Source organism: Azohydromonas australica DSM 1124, assembly GCF_000430725.1.
In the GTDB taxonomy this organism is placed as follows: Bacteria; Pseudomonadota; Gammaproteobacteria; order Burkholderiales; family Burkholderiaceae_C; genus Azohydromonas; species Azohydromonas australica.
In genome coordinates, this window is record NZ_AUMO01000063.1 from 22,655 (window position 1) to 32,883 (window position 10,229).

Below are 10,229 nucleotides of genomic sequence, written 5' to 3' on the forward strand. Positions count from 1 at the left end.
CGTGCAGCGCACCCGGTTCCGGCGCAATCCCGAGCAGTACCTCGCCAACTTGGAGCAACTGGCCGATCAGCTGGCTTTGCCGTCCTAGTTTTTTTTGGCACGAGCCTTGCCGGAAACGTGCTTGCAGGCCGCAGGGCACCGTGGAAGCATCGGTTGCAGCCGACGGTCGGGGAGACTCCATGGCATTGCGTACCTTGCTCTACCGCTATTTCTTTTTCGGCTGGCTGTTCAGAGACGCCAGTACCGGCACGGCGCTGGAACGCGCGGCCGCCTGGCGCCACAACCGGCACCAAGCGCGCTGGCTGCCGACCTACATGCGGCGCTGGATGTGCTGCGGGCTCCTGTTCTACCTGGTGGGTTTGTTCGTCGAGTGCGTCATCGGTGCGCCGCTGCTGTCGACGCTGTTCTACGTCACCGGCTTGATCAGCTTGCCGGGCAATGCCGTGATGGCGGCTGCCTGGATCGGCTTCAAGGCGCTGTCAGGCCCGTTTTAGCAATTTCAGCAGATCGCTCTATCCAAATCCTTAAATCATGGGATAGAATGCAGGGCTTCGGTGATCGCAACCGATGCCATCCGCGGAGGGATGGATGAGTGGTTTAAGTCGCACGCCTGGAAAGCGTGTGTGGGTTAATAGCCCACCGCGGGTTCGAATCCCGCTCCCTCCGCCACCTGGTCTCCCCAGGTGCTTCACGGCCTCCCTCAAAACGCCTCTCTCAGAGGGAAGACGGCCTCTCCAGTAGTTCACGAAGTGTCACGAAAAGGCGCCCAGTCGCTCCAAAGTTGATGGGTGTCGACATGGACCAGACTATCGGAACCATACCAGGGGTCGTGCCGCTTCCGAGTCCAGCGCGCTGGCCGTTTCGCCCCTGACCCAGCCCAGCCTCCACTTTGTTGAGGACATTCCGGGACTCGGGCTGCAGGTCCTTGCCAAGGGTGGGCGCACGTGGATCCTGTGCATGACGGTGGGCGGCCGGCGCCGCGACATGGGCCGAGGCGGCTGATTTGGCGTAACCCTTGCATAGGCGCGGCCCGCGTGGCCAGGAACACGGTACGCGCCGGCGTGGACCCCATTGAGGAAGGCCGCGCCGGCTGCTGGCGCAGCGGGCTGCGGCACTGACCTTCAAGGGGTACGGAGCCCGGTTCATTCCTGCCCATGCGGCCAGCTGGCGCAATCCCAAGCACGCCGCTCAGCAGTAGGCGAACTCCCTGAAAACCTACGCCCATCCCGTGATGGGCGCGCTGCTGGTGCGCGACGTGGAACTCCAGCACGCCATGGCCGTGCTGGAGCCGATCTAGCAGCTCAAGACCGAGACAGCGAGCCGGGTGCGGATTTCCATCGAGCAGGTGTTGGGCTGGGCCACGGCCCGGGGCTTTCGCGAGGGCCCCACCCGGCACGCTGGCGCGGGCACCTAGACAAGCTGCTGCCGAAGACCAGCAGGCGCGGCTGCAGCGCGATGGCGAGCGTTGGCGTCGAAGCCCCGCGCCAGCGCCCCGAGGTCGACCGTGTCGCGTGTTGCCGGCGCCGGCAGGCCTCCTCGATGTCGCGCGCGGTGATTTGCCGGCTGCTGGCGCCGCGCGCGTTCGATGTCGGCCTCGCGCATGGCAGGCGCGGGCTGCGCCTGGGCGGCAGCGGCCAGCAGCGCGACAGCCAAGGTGAGCTGCGTCCTGTAAAGCGCGTGAACCGAGCGCCCCTGAACGCCGGCAGGCTGGGGTCCAGGTCCACACCGCCCAGCGAGGGCAGGCAGAAGGGCCTGTGCACCACCTCGACGTGGCGCACCGGTTCCCGGCAGCCCACCGACAGGCCGACAATGGGGTTGACGCCGCGACTGCACAGCGGGCTGGGCGGGTTGGCGATGTTCTCCTGGCCGCCGAGGCCGGCCACCGTCGCGCTGCCGATGCTGATGGGCAGGATGCGGCTCCAGCAGAGGTCGGTGAGCGGGTTGGGGAAGCATCCGGTGCAGGCCAGCGCCAGGACAGGGGCAAGGAGCCAGCGTGCGGCGCCCATGGCAAGGCGATCGGTGTGATAGCAACCGATCGGAAAGTGTGCCCATCTTCAGAGCCTGCTCCACCTCTTCGGTTTACTGCCTCTCTTGCACATGCCAGCTCAGCACCATTGTGTGGCCCTGGATACCGCACTTGGCCTGTGCCTACGGCGCACGTCAGTTCCTTTTTCGACCTGCTTGACCACGGCCAGCTTGACGGCCATCGTGTAGTCACGATGCGTGCGCTTGATCCTTGATTCCACTGCACTTTTGCCTTCCTAAGGGCAAAGGTGTCAACGCTGGGTAGGACGGGGCACTGCATCGTCAAAACAGTTGCGTTATCATCTATACGGCGCATGAAGGCCCTGCTGCCTGGTGAAGGCCTGTGGCATGGCACATTACACGCACATGCACATGAATCATCCGCTGCAGTTGCCCGAGTCGCTGACTGCCATCTTCAACCGCTTCGCCAACAGCTACAGCAGCTCTGGCATCCGGTTTTCCGACTTTCCAGGCCGCTGGGTCGCCTTTCAGGCCACCGAGTTGGAGCGCGGCGTAGAACGCGCCCTGCTCGATATCGAGCCACCGAAAGACGATGTCCTGGAGGCCAAGGACAAGTTCGACTCCGACGCGACTGCAGCCGCTGGTGCAGGCGTTGAGGTCATCACCGTCAGCATGTATCTGGCGCAGCAATCGATGGTGGTGTGCGGCGCCGGCGAGGCGGATGAACCTGGGCCGTCGAATCCTATGCTGTCGATTTCCGTGAGCAGCAGCGAGCAGTCGTTGGGAGTGTCTGGATACGTCGAGCTCGACAGCGAAGGCGTACCAGTACGAATAGGCCATCTGTTGCCGCTGTTCAGCATCAGCAAGGACATGCTTTAAGGAGAGGCAGCCAAGCCTGGTTGCCCAGCATGGCTGTGCGCCCGCCGGGCCGTTGCGGCTCGGCATCATGGCAACGGGGTAACAGCGCCGTACAGGAATTGAGAATGCCGCGCCGCTGCGTCAGCGCACCTTGCAACCGCCAGCGCAGACCAGCTGGTTCTTGCCCAGAAGTCGCTTGGACTGCAGTTCGGAACGCGGGCGGTGCATGCCGCACTTGAAGCAAGACATGCTGGCGAGGTGCATGCCTGCCGTGGTTCCTGCACTGTAGGGGGATCCCTGCGACTTGCGCTTGTAGCGCAGGCCGTCGTCCTGGACAACCGAGGTCGCCCCTTCTTCAGGTTTCTTCGTCATCAAGCCGGCCTGTACTGGGGTGTGAGCCCGGGGAGGTGTCGCAGCGCCAGGAGGCACTGCGCGAAGCATCCATGCCGATCACAACGGCCGAATGCTGGAAGCTTGAGGCCCCTTCCTGCCCTGCGTGACTTCGAACTCCACGCGCTGGTTTTCAGCGAGCGTCTTGAAGCCGTCGCCCTTGATCTCGCTGAAGTGGGCAAACAAGTCGCTGCCGCCATTGTCGGGCTTGATGAAGCCGAAGCCCTTGGGTTCATCAAACCATTTGACAATACCGGTCTGGGTAGTTATGTGGTCAACTTTTCGAAGCAGATGGGGTTCGCTGGCGCCGAATCACAGTGCCCGGATGGTGGAAGCCTGCGGCCCCTTCTTGCCTTGCGTAACCTGGAATTCCACGCGCTGGTTCTCGGCCAGGGTCTTGACACCGGTGCCCTGGATTTCACTGATGTGGGCAAACAGGTCCTTGCCGCCGTTGTCAGGCGTGATGAAGCCGAAGCCCTTGGTTTCGTTGAACCATTTGACGGTGCCGGTTTCGGTGGTCATGTCGTCGTTCCTTGTCGTGACGGTGGTGGGAAAAGCAGGAATGCTCCAGCTCAGGCTGGTGCGGTAGACCAGCTTCCTGGCCCGGAGGTCGAAATCGTGAGATGTCGCTGCGTGCGGGGTCATCAACGCCTGCGCTGCTGTCCCGACGGGGGCGGCCCGCGCCGCTCCAGGTGCCGGAACGTGATGCGGCCCTTGCTGAGGTCGTAGGGCGAGAGCTCCAGCGAGACGTTGTCGCCGGCCAGGATGCGAATGTGGTGCTTCTTCATGCGCCCGGCGGTATAGGCCACCAGCTCATGGCCGTTCTCCAGCTTCACGCGAAAGCGCGAGTCCGGCAGGACCTCGCCAACGACGCCGTGCATCTCGATCAATTCTTCCTTGGCCATGAGGTCACCTTCGATGTCTGTAAGGGGTGGGAAACGGGGACAGGGTAGGCTGGGGTCTGGTGGGCAGCAGTGCGGCCGGTCCAGTCCAGTCCTTGAGCGGTGGCGTAGTGCAGCGTGGTGTGACCGGAGCCTGGCTCCGGAGTGAAGCGCAGCATGCGGTCAAGCATGGCGATGGCGCTGCCGCGTCCGCTGCGAATCGAGACGGATGCGGTGTGGCGGCCCTGCCCGAAAGCTCGGGTTAGACGGCAGACAAGGTACTTGCCTGCCCGTAAGGGTGTATCGATGTAGCGCTTTCGTTGGCACGGCCTTCGTTGGCGGCCGGCCGGGTCTGGCTGAGGTAGCGCGTGCGAGGCGCACGTGCGGGTGTGGCGGATGAGCTCGGTCCGGGCGTTGGCTGGCAGGGGTGTTCGCTGCGAACCAGGGGCAACCAGAACGTCGAGATCGCCTGAGCAATCAGCAGCCCTGGGAAAGGAGGGAGATCAACTCGTGATCCAGGCGCGGGCTTGAAAAATGCATTGCAAGGAACTTTCGCTGCCGGCGCTTGCAATCAATTTAAGGCAACGCCGATTAAGGTCTGCGACAGGAGGGGCTGGTACGGTAGGGCAGGATGAAGCAACAGACCCTTGCCGTGGCTGCAGACCAAGCTGCTGGATTCGAGCAGTACCGACGCCCGACCAAGCGCGACGCGTTCCTGGCGACGATGGAAGAGATCGTGCCCTGGCAGCAGATCTGCGAGGTCATTGAGCCGCACTACCCCAAGGCGGGCAACGGTCGCCCGCCTATCGGTCTGGAGCGCATGGTGCGGATGTACCTCGTGCAGCATTGGTTCGACTTGGCCGACGAGGCCTGCGAGGAAGCGCTGCTTGACAGTACAAGTCTTCGGCGCTTTGTGGGCGTGGACCTCGGACGCGAGCGGGTGCCCGACGGCACGACGCTGGCGAAGTTTCGCCACCTGCTTGAGCGGCACAAGCTCGGCGAGCAGTTGTTTGCCAAGGTGGGCGAAGTGCTGCAAGCACGCGGCCTGAAGGTGGGCACGGGCACGATCGTGGACGCCACCATCATCAGTGCACCGAGCTCGACCAAGAACGCTGCCAAGGCGCGTGATCCCGAGATGCACCAGACCCGCAAGGGTCAGACTTGGCACTTCGGCATGAAGATGCACATCGGCGTAGACAGCCGCACGGGACTGGCGCACAGCGCGGTGGTGACGGCGGCCAATGTTCACGATAAGCACCCGCTGCCCACTCTGTTGCACGGTCGCGAGCGGCGCGTGTATGGCGACAGCGCCTATGCCAGCCAACGCGCACTGATCGCGTCCAAGGCGCCGCGGGCCCGCGACTTCACCAATCAGCGCACACGCCGCGGTGGCGTCGTGGACGAGGTCGAGCGCGGGAAGAACCGCAACAAGTCCAAGGTGCGGGCACGAGTGGAGCACGTCTTCGCCGTGGTCAAGCGGCTGTGGGGCTTTACGAAGGTGCGCTACCGCGGTTTGGCCAAGAATGCCACGCGGGCCTTCGTGGCGCTTGGCCTGGCCAACATCTACCTCGCGCGTGCGCGTCTCATGGGGTAAGTGCGTTCGCACGGCGCCAAATACCGGCGCCAGCGCGGCATAACGCGCTGCTACGCCCAAAATTTCACCGTCACGGCCTCGAAAACCCGCCATGTGAGATCGAGGAAGCCGATGCTGCCGCATTCAATAGCTTGTTCATCGTTGCCTTAACGAGGGAAACCCCAAGTGGTACGACTTCTTGCCCAACCAGCGGATGCTCAACACCGTCACGGCCGGCGCGCCCAGGGGCCTGTACAACGAGTCGTGCGGCTTGCTGACCCTCTACGTCTACTTGCGTGACCACAAGGCCGAGACGCTCACCCGCGTAGTCAGCCACGTCGAAGCCTTTGCCAGGGCCAACGACACCGAAGAGGTGAAGTTCATGCTGGCTGCGGGCTCCGCCGGCATTGAAGCTGCGACCAATATCGTGGTCAAGAAGGCCTGGGTGCAAATGCTGCTGCTGGTCTATGGCGCGGTAGTGATCCTGTGCTTCTTCACCTTCCGTTCCTGGCGTGCGGTGCTGGTTGCAGTCCTGCCGCTGGTGCTGACGTCCTTCCTGGCCGAGGCGCTGATGGTGGCGTTCGGGATGGGGGTCAAGGTGGCCACGCTGCCTGTGATTGCGCTGGGCGTGGGCATCGGTGTGGACTACGCGCTTTACATCCTGTCGGTGACACTGGCGCAGATGCGAGCCGGGGCGAGCCTATCCGAGGCGTACTACCGTGCGCTGCTTTTCACGGGCAAGGTGGTGATGCTCACTGGGGTGACGCTGGCCATTGGCGTGATCACGTGGGTGGCGAGCCCTATCAAGTTCCAGGCCGACATGGGCCTTCTGCTGGCATTCATGTTCCTGTGGAACATGCTTGGTGCCCTGATCCTGCTTCCTGCATTGGCGCATTTCCTTCTGAGGCCGACCGTCCACCCCTCGGCCGAGAAGTTGGGAAGCGAGGCCGGCCTGCCGGAACGAGCCCCCGTCCATGCAGCCTATGAGGGTGCGCAGCCCCGTGCAGCGGCTCAGTAAATACAGGAAAGGGAGTCTTTGCCATGTACAAGCACCTGCTGGTGCCCATTGACGGTACGCCGCTGTCAAGCGCGACAGTGGATCAGGCGGTCAGCTATGCCCGCGCAATCGGGGCGCAATTGACGTTCCTGCATGCCCGGCCTGATTACGCCGCTACGGGAGCGGGCGCACTGCTGCACGCTGCCGAGCCGATGGCATTTGCTGAGGCTGCTGCCGGCAACGCGCGTGCTCTGGTGGCCAAAGCGCAGGCCGCGGCGCGTGCCGAAGGCGTGGACTGCACCTGTCTTATTCGTACCAGCGACCGGCCCCACGAAGCCATCGTCGATGCAGCGCGCGAGGCTGGCTGTGACCTCATCTTTATGGCGTCACACGGCCGCCGCGGCCTCAAGGGCGCGTTGATGGGTTCTGTCACGGCCAAGGTGCTTCAGCGTGCGACCCTGCCGGTGCTGGTGTCCGCGGTGGAGAGCAACTTCCCGGCCACGGATGAGCAGCGCGCAGTAGCCACCATCCGGGATGAGCACCGTTCGCTTGCTTCAGTGCTCAACGCGTTGCTGCAGCTGCTCGAGGAGGCGCAACAGACCGGTCGGAGTCCCGACCTGGCCCTGGCCGGAGCGATGCTGTTTTACATCGAGCGCTTTCCGCAGCGCCTGCACCATCCCAAGGAAGACGAGTACCTGTTTCGCAAGCTGCGCGAGCGTACCAACGAGTGTGATGCGCTCATCGCTGGCCTGGAGCGTCAGCACGCTGAGGGCGATACGCTTTTTGGCAACCTGCGCCAGCGGCTGCAGGCGCTGGAGAACGGGGCGCCCGGAGCGGTGTCCGCGTTGATGGAGGCGGTGAAGGGGTTTGTTCAAGCGCAGTGGCGACACATGAGTGCCGAGGAGCAATTGGTGCTGCCGGCCGCCAGCCGTTATCTGCAACCAGAGGACTGGACCGAGATAGCGACAGCGTTTGGTGCCAACGGCGATCCGCGCTTTGGTGCTGATGCGGACGAGTCCTTTGCACAACTTGCCAATCGGCTGCACAACTTGGCAGCCAAGGAGCCGTGATGGCGACGAATACGGAACGCTGGCCGGGTCGCATCGCGCTGATGGTGGCGCACTGCGCGGGTATGGTGGATCTCGTGGCGCTGCCCGTGTGGATCGGCACGCTGGTCGTGCACTACAAGCTCGATCCGCAGCAGGCTGGCAGCTTGGCCACGCTGTTCCTGGCCAGCGCGGTACTCAGCAGCCTGTTCTTTGCGCCGCGGCTACAGCGCATGCGCGGACGGCGTGCGGCATCGCTGGGATTCTTGATTTCCGCAACCGCTTTCGGTGGTGCGGCATCCACGCACAGCTATGTGGCGATGGCAGTACTGCATGCCGTAGCCGGCGCAGCGGCCGGGTGCGCGTTGAGCTTCACGCATGGGACCATTGCAAGGAGCAAGCGGCCGCATTTCCTGTTTGCGGTGGCAGGGACCGCACTGGGCGTGTTCTCCGTCGTCTTCCTTGGCGCCACGCCAAAGCTGGTCGCTGTGCTGGGCGGGCCAGCACTGTTCCATGTGTTTGGCTGTGTGATGTTGGTGGCGGCCGTGGTCTGCGTGGTGATGTTCCCTGAACCGCCCACGCGCGAAGCTGCTGCGCAAGCCGTGCCCTGCGTTGACGACAAGTGCATTGATAAGTCCGTGTGGTTCGCAGCACTGGGCATCAGCTGCATGACCATAGTGCAGGCGATGATGTTCAGCTTCCTTGAGCGCATGGGCGCTGACCGCGGCTTTTCCGTGGAAGCCATCACAGGAATGCTTGTTGCACTGGGCTTGGTGAACTTGCTGCCCGCACCGCTGGCTGCGGTGTTGGAGCGGCGCTTGAATGCACGCCACGTGGTGCTCGCGGGCCCGATCGCGCAGGCCGGACTGGCTCTGATTCTCGCGCAGAGCACAGCGTATGCATCGTATGCCAGCGCTGCAGTGTTCTTCCCTGGGGTGATTATCTTTACCCACACCTTTGCATTCGGCCTCATTGCCAAGCTGGACCCCAGCGGCCGTGCGCTGGCAACTACTCCAGCGATGGTGATGGTCGGTTCGGCCGTTGGCCCCATCCTGGGCGGCACGCTGGTGAAGTTTCATGGCTACCCGAGCCTCGGCCTCGCCGCTGCCGCTGTTGCCGGTGTGGCCGTGCTGTGTTTCAGCCGTGCCCGTCCCGCGCGGTCTGTCATGTTGGGCACGCATTGAACAGTGCAATTCAAAAGGAAGACGTTTCATGGATCGCAACCCTCGCCGTCGCTTCGTTGACCTCTCCATCTACTTGGAGAACGACGTGCTCTCCGACCCGCCGCCGCTGGCTCCGAGGATCACGTACCAGAAGCACGCCGACACGCTGCCCGAGTTCATGGCCATGCTGCCCGGCACGAAGGCCGAGGACTATCCGGACGGCGAGGCCGCCGCAGCCGAGTGGGTGACCCTGACCACGCACAACGGCACGCACCTGGACGCGCCATGGCACTTCCACTCCACCATGGACGGCAAGCTGGGCAAGGCCCGGCCCTCCATGACCATCGACGAGGTGCCGCTGGAGTGGTGCTTCCAGCCGGGCGTGAAGCTGGACTTTCGCCACCTGCCCGACGGCTACGTCGCCACCGCGGCCGACGTGCAGGCCGAGCTGGCCCGCATCGGCCACGCGCTGCAGCCGCTGGACATCGTGGTGGTCAACACCCGCGCCGGCTCCCGCTACGGGCACAAGGACTACCTGCTCTCCGGCTGCGGCATGGGCTACGAGGCCACGATGTACCTGCTGGAGCGCGGCGTGCGCCTCACGGGCACCGATGCCTGGAGCTGGGACGCGCCGTTCTCGTACACCGCCCGGAAGATTGCCGAGACCGGCGACAAGAGCCTGATCTGGGAAGGCCACAAGGCCGGACGCGACATAGGCTACTGCCACCTGGAGAAGCTGCACAACCTGGAAGCCCTGCCGCCGCACGGCTTTCTCGTCTCCTGCTTCCCGCACAAGATCCGCGGCGCCTCGGCCGGCTGGACGCGCGCGGTGGCCATCCTCGAAGACTGAACCGAGAGCGCCCTCGACATGAGCTTTCCTCCCATCCACCGCGTCGTCACCGGCCACGACGCCGAAGGCAAGGCCATCCTCGCCAGCAACGGGCCCTTGTCCACCGTGCAGGAGATCCGGGCCATCCCCGGCACCGTGTTCCACGAGGTCTGGGCCACCAGCGGCAGCCCCGCGCCGGTGGACAACGGCGCCGACCCCACGGTCGGAGCGCTGATGCTGCCGCCGCCGAAGCAGGGCACGCGCATGCGCTTCGTGGACATCCCGCCCGACACGGCCGAGTTCCTGGCCCAGGGCGCTGCCCGGATGGAGACGGCCTTCGCGCAGATCGGCGACCAGGCCGCCTCCACCGTGAAGGCCAACTCGCCGCACCCGCTGATGCACCGCACCGAGTCGGTGGACTACGGCATCGTCATCGAGGGCGAGATGACGCTCGTGCTCGACGACTCCGAGGTGCTGCTCAAGCCCGGCAGCGTGGTCGTGCAGCG

General features: G+C 64.3%; 13 protein-coding genes, 1 tRNA gene and 1 pseudogene. 9 read left to right on the top strand and 6 right to left on the bottom strand.

Features of this window, described 5'->3' with window-relative positions; all coding sequences use genetic code 11:
• Nucleotides 1–181 (bottom strand): hypothetical protein (locus H537_RS57015; RefSeq protein ID WP_211234989.1); only part of this gene is annotated, 181 nt, incomplete at its 3' end.
• Here H537_RS57015 and H537_RS0110550 point away from each other — a divergent pair.
• Nucleotides 180–494, top strand: a complete 315-nt coding sequence (locus H537_RS0110550) for a hypothetical protein (protein ID WP_028997889.1) — start codon at nt 180–182, stop codon at nt 492–494. The two genes, H537_RS57015 and H537_RS0110550, sit on opposite strands and share 2 nt — an antisense overlap.
• A gap of 84 nt (nt 495–578) precedes the next feature.
• Nucleotides 579–669 (top strand) — tRNA-Ser (locus H537_RS0110555).
• A gap of 632 nt (nt 670–1,301) precedes the next feature.
• Here the strand turns inward: H537_RS0110555 and H537_RS55515 are convergent.
• Entirely contained in the window at nt 1,302–2,006 is a 705-nt protein-coding gene (locus H537_RS55515) for a TraU family protein (protein WP_238446655.1), read from the bottom strand.
• Between the two features lie 391 nt (nt 2,007–2,397).
• On the opposite strand from H537_RS55515, the gene H537_RS0110565 reads away from it, so the two are divergent.
• Nucleotides 2,398–2,865, top strand: coding sequence for a hypothetical protein (locus tag H537_RS0110565; RefSeq protein WP_156901598.1), 468 nt, complete (start codon nt 2,398–2,400; stop codon nt 2,863–2,865).
• Between the two features lie 120 nt (nt 2,866–2,985).
• Here the strand turns inward: H537_RS0110565 and H537_RS0110570 are convergent, their stop codons facing one another.
• From H537_RS0110570 to infA, 4 genes are all read right to left on the bottom strand, one after another.
• A complete protein-coding gene (locus tag H537_RS0110570; RefSeq protein ID WP_028997892.1) occupies nt 2,986–3,216 on the bottom strand; it encodes a hypothetical protein in 231 nt (76 codons plus the stop codon).
• 78 nt (nt 3,217–3,294) lie between these two features.
• A complete protein-coding gene (locus H537_RS0110575) occupies nt 3,295–3,504 on the bottom strand; it encodes a cold-shock protein (protein ID WP_028997893.1) in 210 nt (69 codons plus the stop codon).
• 42 nt (nt 3,505–3,546) lie between these two features.
• The gene (locus H537_RS0110580; protein WP_028997894.1) at nt 3,547–3,756 is read right to left on the bottom strand and encodes a cold-shock protein; all 210 of its coding nucleotides are present in this window, start codon (nt 3,754–3,756) and stop codon (nt 3,547–3,549) included.
• Between the two features lie 122 nt (nt 3,757–3,878).
• On the bottom strand, nt 3,879–4,139 hold the full coding sequence (gene infA, locus H537_RS0110585) for a translation initiation factor IF-1 (RefSeq protein ID WP_028997895.1): 261 nt from the start codon (nt 4,137–4,139) through the stop codon (nt 3,879–3,881).
• Nucleotides 4,140–4,746: 607 nt separating this feature from the next.
• Here infA and H537_RS0110590 point away from each other — a divergent pair.
• The 6 genes and pseudogenes from H537_RS0110590 to H537_RS42255 form a co-directional block, all read left to right on the top strand.
• The gene (locus H537_RS0110590; protein ID WP_028997896.1) at nt 4,747–5,709 is read left to right on the top strand and encodes an IS5 family transposase; all 963 of its coding nucleotides are present in this window, start codon (nt 4,747–4,749) and stop codon (nt 5,707–5,709) included.
• 145 nt (nt 5,710–5,854) lie between these two features.
• A pseudogene (locus H537_RS0110595) lies at nt 5,855–6,706 on the top strand (MMPL family transporter); the annotation flags it as partial.
• Between the two features lie 23 nt (nt 6,707–6,729).
• Nucleotides 6,730–7,755, top strand: a complete 1,026-nt coding sequence (locus H537_RS0110600) for a universal stress protein (RefSeq protein WP_028997898.1) — start codon at nt 6,730–6,732, stop codon at nt 7,753–7,755.
• Nucleotides 7,755–8,915, top strand: a complete 1,161-nt coding sequence (locus H537_RS0110605; protein ID WP_028997899.1) for an MFS transporter — start codon at nt 7,755–7,757, stop codon at nt 8,913–8,915. The genes H537_RS0110600 and H537_RS0110605 overlap by 1 nt, the downstream gene beginning before the upstream one ends.
• A gap of 28 nt (nt 8,916–8,943) precedes the next feature.
• A complete protein-coding gene (locus H537_RS0110610; RefSeq protein ID WP_028997900.1) occupies nt 8,944–9,744 on the top strand; it encodes a cyclase family protein in 801 nt (266 codons plus the stop codon).
• Nucleotides 9,745–9,762: 18 nt separating this feature from the next.
• Nucleotides 9,763–10,229 (top strand): cupin domain-containing protein (locus tag H537_RS42255; protein WP_043458538.1); only part of this gene is annotated, 467 nt, incomplete at its 3' end.

What these genes read in the sequence shown, in the direction of transcription:
- H537_RS0110550 (WP_028997889.1), top strand. Translation starts at nt 180, where the DNA reads ATGGCATTGCGTACCTTGCTCTACCGCTATTTCTTTTTCGGCTGGCTG.
- H537_RS55515 (WP_238446655.1), bottom strand. Translation starts at nt 2,006, where the DNA reads ATGGGCGCCGCACGCTGGCTCCTTGCCCCTGTCCTGGCGCTGGCCTGC.
- H537_RS0110565 (WP_156901598.1), top strand. Translation starts at nt 2,398, where the DNA reads ATGAATCATCCGCTGCAGTTGCCCGAGTCGCTGACTGCCATCTTCAAC.
- H537_RS0110570 (WP_028997892.1), bottom strand. Translation starts at nt 3,216, where the DNA reads ATGACGAAGAAACCTGAAGAAGGGGCGACCTCGGTTGTCCAGGACGAC.
- H537_RS0110580 (WP_028997894.1), bottom strand. Translation starts at nt 3,756, where the DNA reads ATGACCACCGAAACCGGCACCGTCAAATGGTTCAACGAAACCAAGGGC.
- infA (WP_028997895.1), bottom strand. Translation starts at nt 4,139, where the DNA reads ATGGCCAAGGAAGAATTGATCGAGATGCACGGCGTCGTTGGCGAGGTC.
- H537_RS0110590 (WP_028997896.1), top strand. Translation starts at nt 4,747, where the DNA reads ATGAAGCAACAGACCCTTGCCGTGGCTGCAGACCAAGCTGCTGGATTC.
- H537_RS0110600 (WP_028997898.1), top strand. Translation starts at nt 6,730, where the DNA reads ATGTACAAGCACCTGCTGGTGCCCATTGACGGTACGCCGCTGTCAAGC.
- H537_RS0110605 (WP_028997899.1), top strand. Translation starts at nt 7,755, where the DNA reads ATGGCGACGAATACGGAACGCTGGCCGGGTCGCATCGCGCTGATGGTG.
- H537_RS0110610 (WP_028997900.1), top strand. Translation starts at nt 8,944, where the DNA reads ATGGATCGCAACCCTCGCCGTCGCTTCGTTGACCTCTCCATCTACTTG.